The organism is Belliella filtrata (genome assembly GCF_022549775.1).
GTDB lineage: Bacteria > Bacteroidota > Bacteroidia > Cytophagales > Cyclobacteriaceae > Belliella > Belliella filtrata.
Genome location: NZ_JAKZGP010000001.1, coordinates 312,097 through 332,988 on the forward strand (window position 1 = coordinate 312,097; position 20,892 = coordinate 332,988).

A 20,892-nucleotide genomic window follows, 5' to 3' on the forward strand; every position below is an offset into this window, starting at 1 on the left:
TTGCTTTATTATTGGTAAATTAATTATTCTAAAAGTACTATTGCTTTGTAAATCTTTTTTAATTTTACGCAGATATTTAGCTATTTGATTGAAGAATTTAAATAACTTGAAAAGTTTGAAAACTTATCTACCTTATGTTTACGTAAATGTCAAGGTAGATTAATTAATTTTTATGAAGAGACGTTTTCACAAATATTTCCCGTGGCTTTTTGTTATGGGTGACTTATTAGTTCTTCTGGTGGGGCTTACGATGGTAGTAGGCTTATTTCGCTATTTTATTGGTTATCCAGAAGTGACAATTAAGTTGTATGGTTATTTTATATTTTTCTGGATGGTCATTTCCATTGGTCGCAAGGACTTCAAAATAAGCAGGACATCAGAGATAGGCTTCACCTTAAAACAGATTCCAGAATCTTTGGTATGGCTAGTTGGTTTGATGTCTATATTTTGGATTCCAAGTCAAGAACATCCATTAGGAGTTTTCTTTTTGGTAGGTGTAGCTATCACCTTAGTTATCTTTTTAAGTGTTTATAGGGTAAGTGTACATCTAGCATTGAAGCATTATAGGGCCTTAGGGAAAAACTATAGGAATGCAGTCATTTTAGGTAGAACAGGTTCTAGTATCAAGCTTGCTAGAGTATTCGGTCAAAGACGAGATTTTGGTATTAACTTTTTGGGCTTTTATGACAATGAAGCTACAAATCAAATAAATTCTAGAGGAGAAGTTTCTAAATTTTTTGAAGAAATTGATCAACTAGATTTAGATCTTATTTATCTAAGTGAAGGTTTAGAATCGCAAACCATGAAACAGGTGATGGACTATGCTGATGAGCGGTATCTTAAAGTGAAAGTAATCCCTCATGGTAACCTTCAATTGGAAAAGAACCTGTCATTTTCGAAATATGGAGAGTTTTTTGTCATTAATGTAAATGAGATTCCGCTCGATAGTTTCTTGAATAGGGTTTTGAAAAGGTCATTTGATATCGTATTCTCCCTGTTTGTCACAGTGTTTATTCTAAGTTGGATGATACCTTTGGTCGGTATCCTAATCAAAATGGAATCGAGAGGACCGATTTTTTTCATTCAAGATAGAAACGGAGTGAACAATGAAGTCTTTCGATGCTTGAAATTCAGATCCATGACTCCAAATGACTATGCAGATACCAAGCAGGCCATTAAGAATGACCCAAGAGTAACCAAAATTGGAGCCTTTTTGAGAAAAACTTCTTTGGACGAAATGCCTCAATTTTTAAATGTGCTCTTTGGAGACATGTCTATCGTAGGGCCAAGACCTCATACTATTCCCATGAACCGTAACTTTCAGCTTCAAGTTGAAAAGTATAATTCAAGGCATAAAATTAAGCCCGGAATTACTGGGCTTGCTCAAGTAAGAGGGTATAGAGGTGAGATCGAAAACCTAAGACAAATTAGGTCTAGAGTAAGGCTTGATTCTTTTTATATTCAAAACTGGTCTATCTGGATGGACCTGAGTATTTGCTTTCGAACCATTGGTGAGTTGGCTTTGAATAGGGACAATGCTTATTAGCCGATAGCTTTCTAGCTTTTAAAAAGAACAGTAATAATTTAAGAAGATTTGAGTCAATTTGGACTTAATGTTACTATCTTTTGCTTCGGTCAAAGAAAAAATGTAATATGCGTGAAACACCTTGTTGAAATTTTTGAATTTTTCAACAAGGTGTTTTTTTGGATTTGAATTAGATTTTTGAAAGGGCGGCCAAAAAACTCATGGTTTCACCTTTTTTCTTATAAATTAGCATAGGGACTTCGTTGTTGACATGAACTAGCTTTTCAGCAGTACTTCCCAAAAGTATAGCGGCTGAATTTGTCCTTCCTCTACTTCCAAGTAAGATCAGGTTTGTTTTCTTTTCCTTTGCTATCTTTAGAATGTGCCTGCCATCATTTCCATTTTCTTTGAGTATCGCCTCACATACGAATGGTTTCAATTCATGTTTTTTTATAAAATGTTCAAAATCTTTTTGAACATTTTTTGACATGATTTCGGCGAATTCTGCATGGCTTTTTCCAGTTTTATAATATCCAATCGGAATATCGAAAAGGTGTAGACCAAGTAACTTCGAGCCTGCTTGTTGACTTAACTTCTCCGCTAATTTGACACAAAGTACAGAGTGTGAAGAAAAGTCCATCGGAAGGAGAATCCTATCTATAGCGAGTTCTTCTCCTGATTCAGTTATGAAAAGAACAGAGCATGGCGCCTTTTGAGCCATATTTTTAGCTAAAGATCCACTTCCAGGAAGTTCATCCTTTCTTCCCATGATGATAAGGTCTACATCTTTGATTTTGGCTTGTCTAATGAAGCTTTCAAATGGACTTCCTTCTATCACCAAAATCTCTCGATCGATTGCATCGTCAAAGTTTGCCTCTTTTATGGTAGTGTTGATTTCAGATTTGATACCTTCATCCACAGGAGCGACCAAATCAGGAAATTTTTTTTTGATAGATTCTGGAATAGACAGGTCTTTGGAAACATGGACAAAATAAATTTTTTCAATGCCAAGCGGTTTGACAAGCCCTGAGATTTTTTTTAAAAGAATAGCATCCATTTCGGATAAGTCCATTCCTATCAATACTTTTTGAAATCCTGTCATGTTGGTTATCTACATTTTGTGGTTAATATAAATCAGATCCAAGAGTAAAGGAGCATAGATTTGTATACTAATTTCGGCTATATCACTACCTTTTCCAATATATTTGTGTCAAATGGCAAAAATTATTGGTAAATATTTTATTGCTTGGATTCCTTCAGAGGAAGTTTCAGCCGAGGTAAATGAATTGAAAACTTCTTTGCAAGCTAAGTTTGGATTGAAGTATGCACTCAAATCTCCTCCCCACGTCACACTCAAGATGCCTTTTAGCTGGAATGAAGCGAAGGAGCAAATTTTGATTCAACATCTTCAAGGTTTTATGGATCAAGAGAAGGGATTAGAATTGGGTTTGAATGGATTTGGTAAATTTGGCAAAAGGGTAATTTTTATCAAGGTATCTAGAAATGAAGCATTGATACAATTGCAATCTAGGTTGGTACATTATTGTAAGAAAGAACTTGAAATGACAAAAGAGTTGAGTGATTCAAACTATCACCCACATATGACGATTGCCTTAAAAGATGTAAAGGCAAAGGACTTTGAAATGTATTGGGACTATATATCCACATTAATATTTTACAAACCAAAAGTGGTCGGGAAATTGGTTCTATTGAAGAAGGTGGATTTCAGATGGAGTATCTTAGCTGAAATCAGTTCTTAAAAACTTAAGCTTCCTTTTGTTTTATCTTTATGCAGAATTATGCTTTTGGGCTTTCTGCCCATATAGAAATTCACCAAGTTTTGTTGTTCATCAAATTCTTTGATCAATATAGTATTATTGATTTCAACTGAGTTAGGTGTTTCCGTTAACACTCCTTCCAAATAAAACCAAGCTGCGTCTTCTTCTATTTCGAACCCTAGATAGTTTAATTTGATGGCTTTTCCATTGATGGTAATTTGATTGTGTGTGAGAAGGTATTTTTTCACCATATTCTCCAATCGATCTGTATTTTCAGGGTTGATAAAATCCACTTTGCTTTCAAATGTTTTCGACAAGCTGATTTCAAAATCATCCCAGAATATCTTTTGCGCAATTTCTAGAGATTGCTGATCTTCATTGTATCGAATGTCAGTCAAGCTGATGTAAAAAGGATGAAACATCGCCTTCCATCCAAGCCATATAATCAAAATGTAATTGTAAACCATTTGTAAGCTCGTTTTCTACTTTTTGTGCAAATTATGCATTATAATTACGCTGCGAAAAATGAATCTCAAATTTATTTAAATTTAATTAGCCAAATATGGGTCAATTTAGACTTTACTTTGAGTTAGGGTATAAACATATTCTTGATATCAATGGATTTGATCATATCTTGTTTGTAATTGCCTTGTGTGCAATTTATTTAGCAAGGGATTGGAAAAAGATAATTATCTTAATCACAGCATTTACTATAGGTCATTCTATCACGCTTGCAATGGCCACATTAAATATTGTAAGGGTTAATGCTGATTGGATAGAATTCTTGATTCCTGTCACTATTGCTATTACTGCCTTGGCTAATATCCTTAAACCTAAACCTAGCTCAAGTAAAGGTATACAGCTAAATTATTTTTTTGCAATCTTCTTTGGACTAATTCATGGGCTAGGTTTCTCAAATTACTTGAGGTCCTTACTTGGGAGAGAAGCTTCGATTTTTCAACCGCTTTTAGCCTTTAATATTGGTCTAGAAGTAGGTCAATTATTGATAGTAGCTATTTTCTTGGTTTCTTCTTCTCTGATAGTTGGTCTTTTGGGTGTCAATCGCAAGGAATGGACTTTAGTTACATCAGCTATAGTTCTTGGAATGGCTATTATGATGATGATTGACACGAAGTTTTGGTAAAGTGTTGTTAATTTTTTTTGAACATCTTTCCCAAACCCCACTGATAGTATCATAATGGTGTTTTAGAGAAAAAAGAATGTATAAATAATAGAAAATATAGTAATTTACAAGAAGTTGCAGTTTTGATCACTGAGCTACAACTTGTCTAAATATCGACTTATGAAGAAAATAATTTTACTATGCTTATGTTTTGCATGTGTTTGGAGTGCTTCTGCACAACGTAATCATGCTGAGCGATTTGAGCAACTTGGTACAATGCTTCGCTCTCCAAATGTGTACAGAACGGCTTCAGGTGCTCCAGGTCACCAATATTGGCAACAGAAAGCTGATCATGAAATAGAAGTAGAGCTTGATGATGAGAACCAATCTATCAAAGGCTGGCAAAAGGTAACTTACTATAATAATTCCCCTGATCAACTCAACTATCTTTGGATACAGCTTGACCAAAACGAGCGTGCAGCTGATTCAAGAACACCAAAAATGGCTGAAAGTAGCATCAATCCAAGGATGAACTTAAGACAGCTTGAAAACATCGTATGGCATGATGAAGACCTGGGATACAAAATTAATCATGTCAAAACGATGGAAGGAGATGACATTCGTGTTACTATTAACAATACCATGATGAGAGTAGATCTTCCTCAGCCTTTGGCGTCTGGAGAAGCTTTTGAATTTACTGTAGATTGGAACTTCAACATTCATGATAGAATGAGCTTTATAGGTGGTCGTCCTGGATATGAATTTTTTGAAAAGGATGGTAATTATTTATACACATTAGCAGAGTGGTTTCCTCGTATGGCTGTTTATTCTGATTTTGAAGGATGGCAGAACAAAGAGTTTGTAGGAAGAGGTGAATTCGCCTTGACCTTTGGAGATTATAAAGTCAGGATAACAGTCCCTGCAGATCATATGGTGGGCTCGACAGGGGTATTGCAAAACCCAGAAGAGGTACTTTCTTCTACCGAACTACAAAGATGGGATCAAGCCAAGTCATCTTATGATAAGCCAGTAGTAATCAGAACTCAAGCCGAAGCTGAGCGTCTAGAAAAAGGAAAGGCAAAAGATAAGAAAACGTGGGTTTTTCATGCAGATAATGTTCGAGATTTTGCGTGGACTTCTTCAAGAAAGTTCATTTGGGACGCTATGGCTGTGAAGCAAGGTGGTAAGGATGTGATGGCAATGTCCTATTATGGCAAAGAAGGTAATCCACTGTGGGAACAATATTCAACGCGAGTGGTGGCGCATACGGTCAAGTCTTATTCAGAGAAGACATTTGATTATCCTTATCCAGTTGCGATATCTGTGGAGGCAAGCAACGGTATGGAGTATCCGATGATTTGTTTCAACTATGGAAGGCCAGATAGTGACGGAACTTACACAGATGCTGTGAAATATGGAATGATCTCAGTAATCATACATGAAGTTGGTCACAACTTCTTTCCTATGATAGTCAATTCCGACGAGAGACAGTGGTCATGGATGGATGAGGGCTTGAATACCTTTATGCAGTTCATGGCAGAGCAAGAGTGGGACAGAGATTACCCTTCGAGAAGGGGGCCTGCACATAAGATTGCACCATACATGGCAAGTGATCCTAGTCTGCTAGAGCCTATTATGACTAATTCAGAGAACATCATCCAATTTGGACCAAATGCATACGCAAAGCCAGCAACGGCTTTAAATATATTGAGGGAGACAGTGATGGGGCGTGAACTTTTTGATTTTGCATTCAAGGAATATGCGCAGAGATGGATGTTCAAGCATCCTACACCTGAGGATTTTTTCAGAACTATGGAAGATGCTTCTGGAGTTGATTTAGACTGGTTCTGGAGAGGTTGGTTCTTCGGTACAGATCCTGTGGATATAGCACTTGAGCAAGTCAATTGGTATAAGCTAGACAACAGAAGTCCAGCAGAGAAAAAGGAAGCAGCTAAGAGAGATTTTGAAATGGAAGAGTCTTACATCTCAAAGACATATAATACCAAAGATATACCTCAAACTATAGTGGAAAGTGACCCATCTACTAGAGATTTCTATAACAGTTACAATCCATTCTCTGTGACTCCTGAGGATGAAAGAGCCTATAGGGAGTTTATGGATAGATTAAGCTCCAAAGAGAAAGAGTTACTAAATAGTGGACTGAATTTCTATGAAATGAAGTTTAGAAATGAAGGTGGCTTAGTGATGCCTTTGATCATCCAATTCAATTATACTGATGGAAGTTCGGAAGTAGAGCGTATCCCAGCAGAGATTTGGAGGCTCAACGAGAAGCAAGTATCAAAAGTATTTGCAAAGAAGAAAGAAGTAAAAAGTATCGTGCTAGACCCATATCGTGAAACAGCAGATATTGATGAGGCTAACAACTATTGGCCAAGAACTTTCACCCCAAGTAGGTTTGAGCTATTCAAAAGTACCAATGGGGTAAGAGGAGCATCATCGGGAGATAACCCTATGAAAAAGGCAAATAGAAAATAATTTTATCAGGAGTTCATGAATAGTAACAGGCAGTGGGTTTACCATTCTGCCTGTTATTATTTTGTAAAAGGTAAAGTCATGCCTTTCATCACAAGGAAAAAGATTCCACATTTAGAATTTTCGAGGGCTTGAACTTAGTCACCTTGGTCTTTGTACTTACCGACCAACCAACATAAATTGGGCAACTCCTGAAAATACTTACTTTGAATTGCTAGAACCAGTTTTTCTGCTAATGGGCGCGTACTCACTAGTTTTTGCCATTTTCAATATTAATCCTTATTCTTGAGTTAGAACACCAATTTCTGCATACTGGGTAGCATTTCCATCCCACGTCTCCAAGCTTGTCAATTTAACAAACCGGGTTTGGACTTTCTCAAATCGAACTTCCTGCCTGATGGGGTTATTGTGAATATTTGAAAATTCACCAATTGCCAAATCATGCCAATTTTTTCCATCTAAGCTTCCGCTAAACCTATACTTGAATATCAATCCACCAAAATAACGTCCCTGAGGAGGTAAATAATCAAAACCAGTGATGTGGATAAGTTCTCCCAGGTCTACGACAACTTCATTTTTTGGATTTGTCCAAATGGTATTTGGATTATCATCGATGATGTTTATCGAATTTGGATCATCGTGAATCACTTCCCAATTAGACTTAGCTATGTCAAATTTTAATTCTAAGTGTTCACTAAATTTACCTTTACTTTGATCGATGGAAATGGCATTGATTTTACCCGCATGTTTCATAGTAAAAGGTTTAGTAAATTGTTTTCCATTGGGTATGCTTGGGGTAGATCCGTCTAAAGTATAAAAGATATCCACACCTGTTTCGGGGACTTCCATTTTTACTAGTCCGTCCTTGTTTCTGTGGATAACAGGCTGCACCAATAGTTTTGGTGCATTGAAAATGCCGATCTTTGAAATCGTCGGAGGGGCAATTGCATCAAGGATCGTCAGCTTGATCTTATTGGTCTTGTGGTCTTCCAGTCTAAGAATCCTTTTTGCTCCTATGGTAGTACCTTTATAGATATTTTCCCAGCCATTGTCGGTTTGAATTTCCAGACTGAACTCCTTGACCCTTTGTCCTAGTGCGATATATTCTTGAATCAAAAAACGGTTGAAAATAATTTTGCCAGGAAATTCGATTTCTACACTTGCATTCGTGATACCATCTTTGGTTGTCCAATAAGATTTCCATTCATCGTCCAGTACTTTGTTGATTTCGTAGCCTTTTCCTCGTTTGCTGCTTGCTGTTAATTTAGCATCATGGATCAAGTCGGTTTCAAAGTCTTCCTTGATTTTTGTGGATAACTTCATGATTTGATCCACATCATTTTCATGTATTAGTCCTCTCCTATCTACTGGGAAATTGATCAGGAGTGCACTATTTTGTCCTATACTCTTGTAGTAGATGTCCAATAGATGGGAAAGAGATTTTACCTTGTGGTCTTCATAAGCATGGTAGTACCAACCAGGCCTGATGGATACATCAGCTTCAGCAGGTACCCAGTGACTACCATTTTCCTGCCCTCTTGCATATTTTTCTGAGTATTCAGGCATACCAGCATAGACAGAGTCACGCATGAGGTTCGACCAAGTGCTAGGGTATGCATGTCCCTCTTCATTTCCCACCCACCTGACATCCGGACCCGCATCGCCAAAGATCACTGCATTGGGCTGTAGTTTCCTTACTAGCTCATAGATACTTTCCCATGGATAATACCCTCTTTTGTCTACCTTCCTTTCTTCATTTGCACCTCCATAGTGTCCTGTACCTCCATTTGCACCATCAAACCATATTTCGAATAACTCACCATAATTACTCAATAGTTCAGTGAGTTGATTTTTCATATAATCAATATATGCTTCATCACCATAGTCAGCATGATTTCTATCCCATGGGGAGTAGTATATTCCTAGACCAATGCCTTCCGCTTTACAAGATTCTGCCAATTCCTTGATAAGGTCTCCGTTTCCATCCTTCCAAGGAGAATTTTTTACACTATGTTCTGTGTATTTTGAGGGCCAAAGGCAGAATCCGTCATGGTGCTTAGCTGTGATGATAAGTCCTTTCATTCCTGCTTCTTTGGCGACTTTTGCCCACTGTCGCGTATCCAATGCGGTTGGATCAAATATGGCGGGATTTTCATCTCCTTTACCCCATTCCATATCTGTGAATGTGTTGATATTGAAATGGATGAACCCATAGTATTCCAATTTATGCCAAATCAACTGCCTCTCTGTAGGGATGGGATATACGGGGCTTGGTACAGAAGGGTCTTTACATGCCCACGATAGTAAGAAAAGTAAAAGAGGTAATTTCTTAGCATTGATCATTTTATACAAGGGTTGTTGCGTTTTGTAATATTCAGCTTAAATTTAACATTTTTAGAACTTTTACTGACTAATCTGTTTTATTAACTGATAATACTAGTTTTTGATCACTTCACCTTATACTCCCTTCATCCATGCGCAAGCTATACTTCACCACACTTCTGACACTTTGTTTACTAACTGCCTATGCACAGACAAATGTTAAAGTTATTGATATGAGATCCGGAGAGGCAATTCCGGGAGTGGTAGTTTATGGAAGTATAAATAAGAATGCTATAACAGATCAAAATGGTTTTGTGCAATTGAATTTATCAAAATCTAATAAATTTACTTTTTCACATATTTCCTATCAATCATTAACGAAAGAGTTAACAGGTAGCGATATTGAAGTGGTTCGCTTAATCCCTGAAGTTAGCGACTTATCCACAGTCACTGTATCGGCTTATGATACAGAGCGTCCTTTAATGCTTCAGGCTGGAGCGATTAGTAGAGTAAAGGAAAATGAGTTATATAGATTTAACGAAACTTCCATTGTCAATGCTTTCAACACCAAAGCAGGTGTCAGGGTAGAAGAGCGTGCTCCAGCAAGTTATAGAATATCTATTCGTGGCAGTTCTCTTAGATCTCCATTTGGAGTTAGAAATGTCAAAGTATATTGGAACGGAGTGCCATTCACTTCCCCAGATGGCACTACCCCTTTAAACTTACTGGATTTGAGTAATATCCAAAACACAGAGATCATCAAAGGACCTGCTGGAAGTATTTTTGGTGCGGGAAATGGCGGAGTTATTAATTTAGAAAGCCGTACAGAAATCAGCAACAATAACTTATCCTCAGAGCTTAATGTGGGGGATTTTGGCTTGCTTCGGTATAGGTTCGGTATAGAGCAGAAGATTGGAGATGGCGGTATTAGTGCATCCTACGTGCATCAAAAGGCAGATGGGTACAGGGATCATAGCGCCGTAGATCGCAAGGTTTTTCAGCTGGCAGCACATTTGAAGCCTTCCGAAAGGCAGGAGTTATCCACACAGATTTTATACACAGACTTGTTTTACGAAATTCCCGGAGCACTGACTACTGATCAGCTTGAAGAAAACCCTAGGCAAGCAAGACCTGGTTCAAAAGATCAAAATAGTTCTATTTCACAAAAGTCTCTATATGGTCTATTGTCTCACAAATACCAACTGACGGATCGTGTGGATAATCAAACATCGGTTTTTGTCAGCACTACAGCATTTGAAAACCCATTTATATTAGATTACAAATCTGAAACAGCATTTAGCTACGGTGGTAGGACTAAGTTTACGCGAAACGATCAGATAGGAAATGTACCAATCAGGATCATTGCTGGTGGAGAATATCAATACGGAAAGACACTTGCTCAAAACTTTGGAAATAGAAACGGTCAAGCAGATACGGTTAGGTTTAGTGATGATTTGGTTACAACGCAAGCCTTTTTGTTCCAACAACTGGAAGTGGAATTGACCAGTAAACTTTTGTTGACACTTGCTGCAAGTCAGAACTTTTCCAGATATGATATCAACAGAACTATCGACGCTAGTGCCTTAGCGCCTACTGATAACAGCAGGAAATTTGATCCAATTATCATTCCACGTATAGCTTTGGCTTATAGAATCAACGATGCATCTGGAATACATGGTAGCATAAGCTCTGGCTTTTCTCCACCAAGTATAGATGAAGTTAGGACCAATGAAGGGAGTATCAATTTGGCACTTGAGGCAGAGAGAGGAGTCAACTATGAGCTAGGTTATAGGATTAGTCATGGGATTTTCAATATTGATTTGGTTGGATTTTACTTCAAGCTAGATGAGACGATCACTACATTCACCAATGATCAAGGTGTGGTGCTTTTCGGCAATGCAGGTAACACCAATCAGCGAGGAATTGAAGCGCAAATAGATTATGCACCATGGCGAAATCAGCAAAGTACTATTCAGGAGTTGAGAATTAGCCATGCTTATACTGGTCAGTTTTTTGAATTTGCTGATTTTGTTAGTGGAGGAAATGATTTTTCTGGAAATCAGCTTACAGGTGTATCACCTCACACCTTGGTCAATCAAGTAGATATTCGAAGTAATTTAGGTATCTACTTGAATTTCACACACCAATATGTGGATAACCTGCCTCTCAATGATGCCAATACCGTCTTTCAAGATGCTTATAACTTGGTGGGGAGCAGACTTGGTTGGAGACAAAGTGTAGCTAGTAGCTGGGATTTGGAAGCTTATGTGGGTGTGGATAACTTATTGGATGAATATTATAGTCTTGGCAATGACCTCAATGCTTTTGCCAATAGGTATTATCAGCCTGCACCAGGAAGAAATTATTATGGTGGAGTGAAAGTTGGGTATAGGTTTTAAAGATTGTTGATTAATTTCAATAATTTTGAGTTTTTAAATAAACCAATTTTGCTCAAAAAACATTATTCAATTAGGAAAATTAATAAGTATAGATTATGCAAAAACCAGATTTCAATATCGAAGAAGTAAATAAAATTATCCGTGGACGTCGATCCATGTTTGTGGCACAATTCAAAGAAAATGATCCAATCGACGATGCTATCATTGAAGAGATGCTAGAAAATGCGAATTGGGCCCCAACACACAAATTGACACAACCTTGGAGTTTTACAGTTTTTTCTGGTGATGGATTGGTGAAGTTTGCAGATTTTCAGGCAAATCTTTACAAAGAAAGAGCTACCAAAAATGGTAATTTCATCGAAGCTACTTTTCAAAAATTCAAGGAAAACCCTTTGAAAGCCTCACATGTCATTGCGATTAAAATGAAGCGTGACTTCCGAGCAAATCTTCCTGTGATGGAAGAAATTGCAGCGGTTTCCATGGCTGTCCAAAATATGTACCTCACTGCTTCCGCACATGGATTGGCAGCTTATTGGGGTACTGGTGGACCTACGTTTTGGCCAGAAGCCAAGGAATGGTTTGGTTTGGGAGATGAGGATATGTTGATGGGATTCTTCTACGTAGCAAAACCTGCTACTGACAGCTGGCCAGAAGGTCGCAGAAAGCCGATTGAAGAAAAAGTGGAATGGGTAAAGGGGTAAATATTTATTATAAGTATCCGCAATTTTAACTTCAAATATACTATCTTGATTTTCTTACTTCATCCAGATATTCATAGATATCAGATCTTGAAATAGAAATTTCATCACCTTGGTCTGTGGGGACACAGGCCATGAGGTTAAACTATACCCATGATCTGTGTTTCACAGAACATCCATCTATAAATCAAAGCCACTGACTATGTTCTCACAGAACATTTAAGCCTTGTTCAAAGCAGGAAAAATGATCGATCTTGGAAAAGGTCTGTGAGAACACAGACCTTGGATAAAAAGCTGGGTTCATCCCGGCTTTTTACATTAAAATGCAGTAAATCTTGGTGGTTCAATGCCGTTTGCACGGATATAAGAAATCGCTGCTCCTCTGTGATGCGTGCAGTGATCATCTATCAATCCCAATACCTGTCTTCTGCTTGCGTTATTTCCGAAAATATCAATTTTTTCGGCCAACTGGGCATCTGTCAATTTTGAAAATGTTGCTTTGCCATAATCATAGCATGCTTCTACATGGGCTTTTAGCTCTGCTTTTGTAGAAGGAATTTTCTCAAGATCAATTCCCGATTCCTCGCCCATCAAAAAACCACCACTAATCCCTACGATAGCAGAACTTAAGTGAGTCACTTGCTCGCTGAAACTCATGGCTGTCTCATGCGGTTTGAAATTTTGTAGATCATCGGGCATTGTTTCAACGACGGCCAATGTCAATTTTTTGCCGTTTTCCCATTTCATCATAAACTCTTCCATGGTTGTTTGTGCATGGGAAGTGGTATGAAATACCAACATAAGCAAGATTAACATGCTGACGTTTTTTAAACCATTCAATTTTTTCATTGCTTCTTTACTTTGTAGTTTTTTTTAAAGTTCGTCTTATTGGCATTCATTTCAAAGCATTTTGATAACTTTGAAACATGTCAAGCAAGCTATTAAATAGTGTTTTGGTTCTTTTGTTTTTCTCCAGTTGCGGAAGTGATCACTTACCTCGACCAATGGGATATAATAGAATAGATCTACCTGAACATAGTTTTGAAAAATTACAAGAAGGTTTTCCTTACAAATTTGAAAAACCACAAGCAGCCTTAGTCGAAAAAGATTCCTTCAATCTCCAAAAAGAAGATTGGATCAACCTTAACTATAAAGATATGGGTGCCAAGGTTCATTTGACTTATCTTCCTCTCGGAAGGCAGGGTGGTGATGTCAAGCTTGTGCTAAGTGATGCCATCAATTTGACTGCTAAGCACCAGGTTAAAGCCTATGGGATCGAAGAGTCTGTCCTGATTACTCCTAAAGGCTATACAGGAGTCGTTGCAGAGTTATCTGGTGAAGTACCTACCCAGTTTCAGTTTTTTGTCACTGATTCTACCAAGCACTTCTTGCGTGGAGCACTCTATTTTGATACTGCCATGAAGAATGATTCACTTGCACCAGTGATCGAGCATATCAAAATAGATATGATACATTTGATCAATACTTTGGAGTTTAAGTTTTAAGCTTATTTCATACCTTTCCAGCTTTTGATGATGATACCCCCACCGATCAAGGCAATAATAGTTGCGATACTGGCAGGTACAACTTCACCATACAGCCAAAGCCCCACTGCAAATAGGACAGCATAGACCATGATAGAACCGACGACCATCAAGCCAATCTCTCTTGGAAGTCTGCCCTGTTCTTCTACTTCATGTGGATATCTTTTCAAAACAGATTTCCAACCTATAGAAGCAGGTTTGATTTTTCTATAAAAGCTCAATAAAACTTCATCATCCTCAGGCTTGGTGATAAAGGTGACTAGTATCCAACCTATGGTGGTTATACCCACACCATATAGTATTTTGAGGTATTCCTGTCCTTCTGCTATGTGGATAAGTTCCAGCTCAGGATTGATTTTTTCAAAAAATAGTGCTACAATAAAAGATATTACCATACCAGCAATCTCTGTGAATGCATTGATTCTCCACCAAAACCATCGAAGGATAAAAATAGCTCCTGTACCTGCACCTATTTGAAGTAGGATGTTGAATGCTTCCAAAGCATTTGTAAGTGCCAAAGCCAAAAATGCAGCCATTACCATCAATAGGACTGTGGATAACCTTCCTGCCATGACAAGCTCTTTTTCAGATGCTTCGGGTTTTATAAATCTTTGATAAAAGTCATTCACTATGTAAGAAGAACCCCAATTTAAGTGTGTGGATAAAGTGGACATTACTGCTGCTATCAATGAGGCAAGGACAATTCCTATAAGCCCAGTTGGTAAGTAGGTAAGCATGGCAGAATATGCCAAATCGTGCCCCAACTTGTCTTCTGGAATATGTGGAAAAGCTGTCTGGATATCACTGATCTGTGGGAAAATGACCAATGATGCCAAAGCAATAATAATCCAAGGCCAAGGTCTCATCCCATAATGCGCAATATTAAAGAAGAGAGTTGCTCCTATGGCATTTTTTTCATCTTTTGCAGAAAGCATACGTTGTGCAATGTAACCACCACCTCCAGGCTCGGCCCCAGGGTACCAAGTAGCCCACCATTGAATCGCTAATGGCATCAGTAATAGCGGAACATATAAATTTGCATCTTCAAAACTTGGGAAGAAATCTAATTTGTCTGATACGTTGGGGTGTGAAAGGAGATTGTTAAGTGAGCCAATTTCAGGAAGACCTAAAACATATATTGCAGCCCATACCGCACCGATCATAGCGATAAAAAACTGGAAGAAATCTGTCAATAATACTCCTTTTAGTCCCCCGAGTGAACTGTAAGCAACTGTTACCACAGCTACAATGATTAGAGTTTCATACGGGCCAAGGCCCAACATAATACCGCTTATTTTGATAGCGGCAAGCGCTACAGTAGCCATGATGATCACATTGAAAAACACACCTAAATAAAGTGCCCGAAAAGCACGTAAAAATGCAGCAGGCTTTCCTCCATACCTGATTTCATAAAACTCTAGGTCTGTGGTAGATTCTGATCTTCTCCATAGTTTTGCATACACAAATACCGTCAGCATCCCTGTAAGCAAAAATGCCCACCATGCCCAGTTTCCAGAAACGCCATTTTTCCTTACAATATCTGTCACAAGGTTTGGAGTGTCTGCTGAAAATGTAGTAGCTACCATTGACACGCCCAGAAGCCACCAAGGCATGTTCCTACCTGATAAAAAGAATGCTTTCGAAGATGTTCCTGCATTACGGGCAGTCATGAGACCAATTATGAGAGATATCACAAAAAAGGCAGCTATAATGGCCCAATCCAAGAATGAAATGTTCATAAGTTATAAGATTTGAAGCTAAACTACCCTCTTTTTGTCAAAAAGCAAAAGGGAAATGTTGATGTACGGTATATAATCCTTCATTTGTCTTAAATTTAGGCTTTGAAAATAACTTATGGAACAAATACCTTACTTTGCTGAACTCAATCAAAGTTACAATATTGATTTGAGTCAATACAATGTTAAAAGGTTTGGGGCTGGTCATATACATCAGACTTGGCTTGCAGAGTCAGGTATCGACTCTTTGATCATACAGCGTTTCAATAAAAGTGTGTTCCAAAATCCTGATCTTATTGCTCATAATCATCAATTGCTAATCGATCAACTTGAAATTGACAAGCTCGATTTTGAGTTTCCACTTCCGATACCAAATTGTAAAGGAAGGACTTTATGTCTTGTGAGGGAAGCGTATTTTAGGGTTTTACCTTTTGTATCTGGTGAATGTTTCCAATCTATTAATAATCCCACTCACGCATATTTAGCGGCCAAAGCATTTGCTTCTTTGATAGATGTGGCAAGCGGGCTTGATGTCAAATTGTTTCAAGAAGTTATTCCTGGATTTCATGATTTGAAGTTACGATATAGTCAATTTGAGGGAGCCACTACAAGCACAAATATGGAGGTAGATGAAGAATTGGAAAAGTTGATTAATTTTTATCAAAGCAAATATGAATTGGTGACAGAATACGAGAATTGGGTGAAGGTTTTGCCGAAACGGATTACACACAATGACACAAAGATTAACAATCTCATTTTTCAGCCTGATCTATCCAGAATTGCAGCAATTATTGATTTAGACACCATAATGCCGGGGTATGTTTTCAATGATTTTGGCGACCTTGTCAGGACAGTGGCATGTACGCTGGATGAAAATGCTACAGATTTCGATCAGATTCAAGTCGATGTGGATAAGTATAAAGCTATCTTTGATGGATTTTTAGCGGGTAGTTCGTTTATGACTGCCAATGAGAGGGATTCATTACATTTTGGTGGGGAAATGATGATTTACATCATGGGTCTCCGTTTCTTAACAGACTACTTAAATGGAAATGTCTATTACCAGACACGTTATGATAAACAAAACTTTGATCGTGCAACAAATCAAATGCAATTATTAAAAGCTTTGATTAGTTGTGGATTTAGGAAAGACAATTTATCTATCAAATAAAGGAGGTCTTTTCTTTTGCCAATCAGTATGTTCTTGATAGGCTCTACCTAACATAATTAGCTTTTCTTCATCAAATAGATTTGCTAGAAAAGTAATAGAAGTAGGGCTACCATTTTCGAGAAAGCCATTAGGAAGGCAGAGCGCAGGATGTCCTGTTAAGTTGGTAATTTGTAACTGATTTCCACCGTATGATGGGGTGATGATTACATCATATGATTTGAAGAGCTCATGTATCTCTTCAATCAGGATGCTTCGAAACCTATTTGCTTGAATGTATTCTACAGCGGGGATAAACCTTGCTGATCTGAAAATGTTTGGCCATGCATTGCGACCTTGGGCCACAAGAAGGTCATCCAAGTCAGTTCTGGTAAGTTCATCAAAAGCTGCAGCACCTTCCGCATACAAAGTTATCAACATACTGCTGACGTTCACAGATGTTTCCAGATCTAGAGGATGAAGCTCGAGCCCCATATTCTTAAGGTCTTCCAGTACCCGTCTGTCAATAGTGTTTGTTGCTCGGTCTCCCTCAAAGAATTTTTCGAAATAGCCTATTTTTAAGTCTTTTACAGACTTATCCACATCATAGTTAAATGCAGCCGAAATGGTAGATTTATCTCTTTTATCCACACCGTTGAGGGCATGCAGGATGATTCCATTGTCCAAAGCAGATCGAGAAATTGGGCCGATTTTATCCATGCTCCAGCTGAGTGCCATTGCTCCATGTTTGCTTACCCTTCCAAAAGTAGGTCTTAATCCAGTTACACCATTTCTCGTGGAAGGGGAGACGATACTGCCCAGTGTCTCTGTGCCTATGGCATAGGGTACCAATGCGGCACTTACACCTGAAGCCGAACCTGCGGAAGAGCCACTTGCCCCTTGGCTTAAGTTCCAAGGATTTTTGGTGACACCACCATACCATACATCTCCCATTGCCAAAGCTCCCAATGTGAATTTGACAAGCAAGACTCCTCCTGCTTCATTGAGTTTATCCACAATTGCTGCAGTTTCATCAATCTCCTGATCTTTGTAAGGCATGGCACCCCAAGTGGTTTTCGTATGCTTTACAGCAAAAAGATCCTTGATACCATATGGGATACCATGTAGGGGACCTCTATATTGACCCGCATCTAATTCAGCATCCATGGCTTTTGCCTGATCCATCGCTTCGTTTTCTAACAATGAAATCACTGCTTGAAGGGTGTCTCCATGGGTCTTTATCCTGTCTATATAGATTTGGGTAAGCTTTTGAGAGCTTATTTTTCTATTTTTAATTAATGTGGATAACTCTGCTAAACTTAGGTAGGCAATGTCATGTTCAAGTTCTGGCAAAGCAACTTGGTCAGGTAGTCCCCAAGCTGGATTTGTTTGTTTTTGTTCAGGGATAAAGCCATGTGGTAGAGGGTTAAAGGGAAGTGCGGGGGCTACGGCATTTTCTATGTGCTGCTTGCGCATTGTCTCATAGCTTGAATGATAGTTTTGGAGATTTTGAACCATACTATCACGTTCTGCTGGAGTGAAAGCAATTCCAAAAATGGATTCTGCGGCTTGAATTGCTGAGGGACTGATTTCTCCAGAATGCTTCCCAATTATGAAGCCCAATATTAATAGTGTGGGGAATAGTAGAATAATTCTCCATTTGCGATTAATTGTAAAATCCTTCATGTAGTTTTGTATTGGTTGAAAACCTCTATTGCTGAGCGTTTGTTATGATGCATGGAAAATAATCATTTTAGAGAATGGAAAAAAATACAATTACACCAAGTTTTCCTATGCCCATGCGAGGGCTATTATTATTGACAGGAATGTACACTTTCGCCTGGTCTGCATTCTTTCGATATTTCGGTACGGATTTGTTGAAGTGGCTAGCCATGGGTTCTTTGAATGTCACTGACCTATCTTCCCAATGGTTAGGAAGCTTTGGGATGTTGATTGGTTTTTTTGTCTTTTTGAGTGCTTTTTACCCCATCTCTTGGAACTACCTGATCATAACTGGAATCTTTGGGAAATTTACACTTGCAATTTGGTTTATATTGATGTTTGTTCCTGATTTGGGTTGGAATAAGCGAACTGTTTTTCATGTGTCATTCACAGAGTTGCTTTGGCTCATTCCATTAGTTGCAATTTATTTGCGCACAATTAAGGTAAAAGAGTATCTCAAAACATTGCCGGATTAATGATAAGAAAATTCTGGACAGTTAAATTAATCAAATGAAAGCATTTCAGTTTATCTTCTATTGCATTTTACTATTGGTACTTGCCTGTAATAAACCCTCTCAAGTAGAACTAAAAGATACCAATGTCAATGAAATATACTTTGAACATAAAGAAGGAGTAAAGTATGGAGAGCCATACCTTAGTAAGTCTTCTAAAGGTGAGATTTACATTTCGTGGATAACCCAAGAGTCTGAAATCAATAGTTTCTTTTATTCAAAATTCGAAAAGGGCAATTGGACTTCACCAAAACGTATAGCATCTGGAAAAGATTGGTTTGTAAACTGGGCAGATTATCCACAAATGGCAGTTTTTGAAGATGGGTCATTGATGGCAGTTTTTCTAGAAAAAAGTAGTTCTAGTACTTTTTCTTATGACATAAAAGTTACGATATCAAAAAATGGAGAGTTGTGGTCGGAACCATTTACATTGCATGATGATGAGACTCTGAGTGAGCATGGCTTTGTTTCTTTACTGCCGTGGGGTGAAGACATGTTTGTAAGCTGGCTAGATGGCAGGCATACTTCAAGTATTAGTTCTGAAGGTCATCATGACCATGATCATGCAGGAGCTATGACGCTGCGAGCAGCTGTCCTTGACACTGATGGAGCCATACTGATAGAATGGGAACTAGATGATATGGTTTGTGATTGTTGCCAAACTACTTCCACACTTGGAGAAAATGGACCTATAGTTTTTTTTAGAAATCGCTCTGATGAAGAAATCAGGGATATATATTTTGTCTCTTACACAGGTATTGAATGGTCTGAGCCTATGCCTGTATATCATGATAATTGGAACATCAGTGGCTGTCCAGTCAATGGTCCTCAATCAACGAGTAATGGAAGTGAAGTCGCTGTAACTTGGTACACTGCCGCAAAAGATTCTCCAATTGTGAAAACAGCATTTTTTAATAGTGAATCGAAAACTTTTGAAGAGCCTATCAAAATTGACCTAGGAAATACGATAGGTAGGGTGGCAACTGTGATGATAGATCAAAAAGTCGCATTGGTTAGTTGGATGGAAAAGGGTACAATATACCTTCGGGCGGTTCGTAAAGATGGTCGGAAGTCCAAACCTATTCTTGTTGGCGAAGCGTCCGAATTGAGGTCCAGTGGTTTTCCCCAATTGATTTTCGATGAAAAAGATGCTATACTGGCATGGACAGTGGATAATCAAGGGTTGAGTCAAATCAAAACTGTGAAGCTGCCTTTAGACTCCATTATCTTCTAGCTTTAGCATCTATGCGAAGAGCATCATATATTTCTTTTTCACCATATTCTCTTACTTCACCTACAGCAAAGCCAGCTATAGTAAGCTTCTCCATCGAGTAGCGTACAAGTCTTAATGTCGGGTGACCTACTGCTGCTGTCATTTTTCTCACCTGTCTATTTTTCCCTTCGATCAAGGACAGTTCTATCCAGGCATCTGCTACATTTTTTCTATACCTAATGGGTGGGTTTCTTACGGGAAGTTGTGGTTCTGATTCCAAAAGTTTTGCAGAAGCACGTTTGGTATGGTACACTCTTCCATCTACATTGATGTCAACACCATTTTCCAGAAGCAATAATGCCAAAGTATCAGGAACTCTTTCTACCTGTGCCAGGTAAGTACGTTTGTGAGCAAATTTAGGGTTTAGCAGTCGGTGATTTAGAAATTTGTCGTTGGTGATCAAGAGTAGCCCTTCACTATCCTTATCCAATCTCCCCACTGGATACACATCAGTGGGGAAATCTTCTAGCTCTTTTAGCGTATTAGCTTCTCCACTGAATTGACTTAGAATCCCAAAGGGCTTGTAAATAATGAAATATCGGTGTTGGGGCATGTTAAGTAATATTGGTGTACTTTTGATTTGAAAGTTCACTAGGTGAATTTTACTTTAGATAAACCAA

17 protein-coding genes are annotated in these 20,892 nt (G+C 38.3%); 10 read left to right on the forward strand and 7 right to left on the reverse strand.

Features of this window, described 5'->3' with window-relative positions; translation table 11 throughout:
• The first annotated feature begins 172 nt into the window (after positions 1–172).
• The gene (locus MM239_RS01370) at positions 173–1,546 is read left to right on the forward strand and encodes an exopolysaccharide biosynthesis polyprenyl glycosylphosphotransferase (RefSeq protein ID WP_241345964.1); all 1,374 of its coding nucleotides are present in this window, start codon (positions 173–175) and stop codon (positions 1,544–1,546) included.
• A 169-nt stretch (positions 1,547–1,715) separates the two neighbouring features.
• Here the strand turns inward: MM239_RS01370 and MM239_RS01375 are convergent, their stop codons facing one another.
• Positions 1,716–2,627, reverse strand: a complete 912-nt coding sequence (locus MM239_RS01375) for a universal stress protein (protein ID WP_241345965.1) — start codon at positions 2,625–2,627, stop codon at positions 1,716–1,718.
• 112 nt (positions 2,628–2,739) lie between these two features.
• Between MM239_RS01375 and MM239_RS01380 the strand changes: the two genes are divergently transcribed.
• Complete coding sequence (locus MM239_RS01380; protein WP_241345966.1) at positions 2,740–3,285, forward strand: 2'-5' RNA ligase family protein; 546 nt, start codon at positions 2,740–2,742, stop codon at positions 3,283–3,285.
• On the opposite strand, the gene MM239_RS01385 is transcribed toward MM239_RS01380, so the two are convergent.
• Positions 3,282–3,770: a DUF6702 family protein gene (locus MM239_RS01385; RefSeq protein WP_241345967.1), complete on the reverse strand. Its 489-nt coding sequence runs from the start codon at positions 3,768–3,770 to the stop codon at positions 3,282–3,284. The genes MM239_RS01380 and MM239_RS01385 overlap by 4 nt on opposite strands.
• A gap of 95 nt (positions 3,771–3,865) precedes the next feature.
• On the opposite strand from MM239_RS01385, the gene MM239_RS01390 reads away from it, so the two are divergent.
• Entirely contained in the window at positions 3,866–4,447 is a 582-nt protein-coding gene (locus tag MM239_RS01390; protein WP_241345968.1) for a HupE/UreJ family protein, read from the forward strand.
• 159 nt (positions 4,448–4,606) lie between these two features.
• A complete protein-coding gene (locus MM239_RS01395; protein ID WP_241345969.1) occupies positions 4,607–6,922 on the forward strand; it encodes a M1 family metallopeptidase in 2,316 nt (771 codons plus the stop codon).
• 276 nt (positions 6,923–7,198) lie between these two features.
• Here MM239_RS01395 and MM239_RS01400 read toward each other — a convergent pair whose 3' ends face one another.
• Entirely contained in the window at positions 7,199–9,262 is a 2,064-nt protein-coding gene (locus MM239_RS01400) for an alpha-L-fucosidase (RefSeq protein WP_241345970.1), read from the reverse strand.
• A gap of 131 nt (positions 9,263–9,393) precedes the next feature.
• Between MM239_RS01400 and MM239_RS01405 the strand changes: the two genes are divergently transcribed.
• Both MM239_RS01405 and MM239_RS01410 read left to right on the forward strand, forming a co-directional pair.
• On the forward strand, positions 9,394–11,640 hold the full coding sequence (locus MM239_RS01405) for a TonB-dependent receptor domain-containing protein (RefSeq protein WP_241345971.1): 2,247 nt from the start codon (positions 9,394–9,396) through the stop codon (positions 11,638–11,640).
• A 95-nt stretch (positions 11,641–11,735) separates the two neighbouring features.
• The gene (locus MM239_RS01410) at positions 11,736–12,341 is read left to right on the forward strand and encodes a nitroreductase family protein (protein WP_241345972.1); all 606 of its coding nucleotides are present in this window, start codon (positions 11,736–11,738) and stop codon (positions 12,339–12,341) included.
• Between the two features lie 315 nt (positions 12,342–12,656).
• Here the strand turns inward: MM239_RS01410 and MM239_RS01415 are convergent, their stop codons facing one another.
• The gene (locus MM239_RS01415; RefSeq protein WP_241345973.1) at positions 12,657–13,154 is read right to left on the reverse strand and encodes a DinB family protein; all 498 of its coding nucleotides are present in this window, start codon (positions 13,152–13,154) and stop codon (positions 12,657–12,659) included.
• 110 nt (positions 13,155–13,264) lie between these two features.
• Between MM239_RS01415 and gldD the strand changes: the two genes are divergently transcribed.
• Positions 13,265–13,843 carry a gliding motility lipoprotein GldD gene (gldD, locus tag MM239_RS01420; RefSeq protein WP_241345974.1) on the forward strand — a complete coding sequence of 193 codons (579 nt, stop codon included), beginning with the start codon at positions 13,265–13,267 and terminating at the stop codon, positions 13,841–13,843.
• Between the two features lie 2 nt (positions 13,844–13,845).
• On the opposite strand, the gene MM239_RS01425 is transcribed toward gldD, so the two are convergent.
• Entirely contained in the window at positions 13,846–15,621 is a 1,776-nt protein-coding gene (locus MM239_RS01425) for a sodium:solute symporter family protein (RefSeq protein ID WP_241345975.1), read from the reverse strand.
• Between the two features lie 115 nt (positions 15,622–15,736).
• Here MM239_RS01425 and MM239_RS01430 point away from each other — a divergent pair, with 115 nt between their 5' ends.
• The gene (locus MM239_RS01430) at positions 15,737–16,789 is read left to right on the forward strand and encodes a phosphotransferase enzyme family protein (protein WP_241345976.1); all 1,053 of its coding nucleotides are present in this window, start codon (positions 15,737–15,739) and stop codon (positions 16,787–16,789) included.
• Here the strand turns inward: MM239_RS01430 and MM239_RS01435 are convergent.
• The gene (locus MM239_RS01435; protein WP_241345977.1) at positions 16,775–18,451 is read right to left on the reverse strand and encodes an amidase; all 1,677 of its coding nucleotides are present in this window, start codon (positions 18,449–18,451) and stop codon (positions 16,775–16,777) included. The genes MM239_RS01430 and MM239_RS01435 overlap by 15 nt on opposite strands.
• Positions 18,452–18,525: 74 nt before the next feature.
• Here MM239_RS01435 and MM239_RS01440 point away from each other — a divergent pair, with 74 nt between their 5' ends.
• Both MM239_RS01440 and MM239_RS01445 read left to right on the forward strand, forming a co-directional pair.
• Positions 18,526–18,963, forward strand: coding sequence for a hypothetical protein (locus tag MM239_RS01440; RefSeq protein ID WP_241345978.1), 438 nt, complete (start codon positions 18,526–18,528; stop codon positions 18,961–18,963).
• A gap of 34 nt (positions 18,964–18,997) precedes the next feature.
• Entirely contained in the window at positions 18,998–20,233 is a 1,236-nt protein-coding gene (locus MM239_RS01445; RefSeq protein ID WP_241345979.1) for an exo-alpha-sialidase, read from the forward strand.
• Here the strand turns inward: MM239_RS01445 and MM239_RS01450 are convergent.
• The gene (locus MM239_RS01450) at positions 20,223–20,825 is read right to left on the reverse strand and encodes a pseudouridine synthase (protein WP_241345980.1); all 603 of its coding nucleotides are present in this window, start codon (positions 20,823–20,825) and stop codon (positions 20,223–20,225) included. The two genes, MM239_RS01445 and MM239_RS01450, sit on opposite strands and share 11 nt — an antisense overlap.
• Positions 20,826–20,892: the final 67 nt, after the last annotated feature.

Excerpts from the sequence above, each read along its gene's own strand:
- MM239_RS01385 (WP_241345967.1), bottom strand. The coding sequence starts at position 3,770 with ATGGTTTACAATTACATTTTGATTATATGGCTTGGATGGAAGGCGATG.
- MM239_RS01405 (WP_241345971.1), top strand. The coding sequence starts at position 9,394 with ATGCGCAAGCTATACTTCACCACACTTCTGACACTTTGTTTACTAACT.
- MM239_RS01410 (WP_241345972.1), top strand. The coding sequence starts at position 11,736 with ATGCAAAAACCAGATTTCAATATCGAAGAAGTAAATAAAATTATCCGT.
- MM239_RS01400 (WP_241345970.1), bottom strand. The coding sequence starts at position 9,262 with ATGATCAATGCTAAGAAATTACCTCTTTTACTTTTCTTACTATCGTGG.
- MM239_RS01425 (WP_241345975.1), bottom strand. The coding sequence starts at position 15,621 with ATGAACATTTCATTCTTGGATTGGGCCATTATAGCTGCCTTTTTTGTG.
- MM239_RS01380 (WP_241345966.1), top strand. The coding sequence starts at position 2,740 with ATGGCAAAAATTATTGGTAAATATTTTATTGCTTGGATTCCTTCAGAG.
- MM239_RS01375 (WP_241345965.1), bottom strand. The coding sequence starts at position 2,627 with ATGACAGGATTTCAAAAAGTATTGATAGGAATGGACTTATCCGAAATG.
- MM239_RS01440 (WP_241345978.1), top strand. The coding sequence starts at position 18,526 with ATGGAAAAAAATACAATTACACCAAGTTTTCCTATGCCCATGCGAGGG.
- MM239_RS01435 (WP_241345977.1), bottom strand. The coding sequence starts at position 18,451 with ATGAAGGATTTTACAATTAATCGCAAATGGAGAATTATTCTACTATTC.
- gldD (WP_241345974.1), top strand. The coding sequence starts at position 13,265 with ATGTCAAGCAAGCTATTAAATAGTGTTTTGGTTCTTTTGTTTTTCTCC.
- MM239_RS01390 (WP_241345968.1), top strand. The coding sequence starts at position 3,866 with ATGGGTCAATTTAGACTTTACTTTGAGTTAGGGTATAAACATATTCTT.
- MM239_RS01445 (WP_241345979.1), top strand. The coding sequence starts at position 18,998 with ATGAAAGCATTTCAGTTTATCTTCTATTGCATTTTACTATTGGTACTT.
- MM239_RS01415 (WP_241345973.1), bottom strand. The coding sequence starts at position 13,154 with ATGTTAATCTTGCTTATGTTGGTATTTCATACCACTTCCCATGCACAA.
- MM239_RS01430 (WP_241345976.1), top strand. The coding sequence starts at position 15,737 with ATGGAACAAATACCTTACTTTGCTGAACTCAATCAAAGTTACAATATT.
- MM239_RS01395 (WP_241345969.1), top strand. The coding sequence starts at position 4,607 with ATGAAGAAAATAATTTTACTATGCTTATGTTTTGCATGTGTTTGGAGT.
- MM239_RS01450 (WP_241345980.1), bottom strand. The coding sequence starts at position 20,825 with ATGCCCCAACACCGATATTTCATTATTTACAAGCCCTTTGGGATTCTA.
- MM239_RS01370 (WP_241345964.1), top strand. The coding sequence starts at position 173 with ATGAAGAGACGTTTTCACAAATATTTCCCGTGGCTTTTTGTTATGGGT.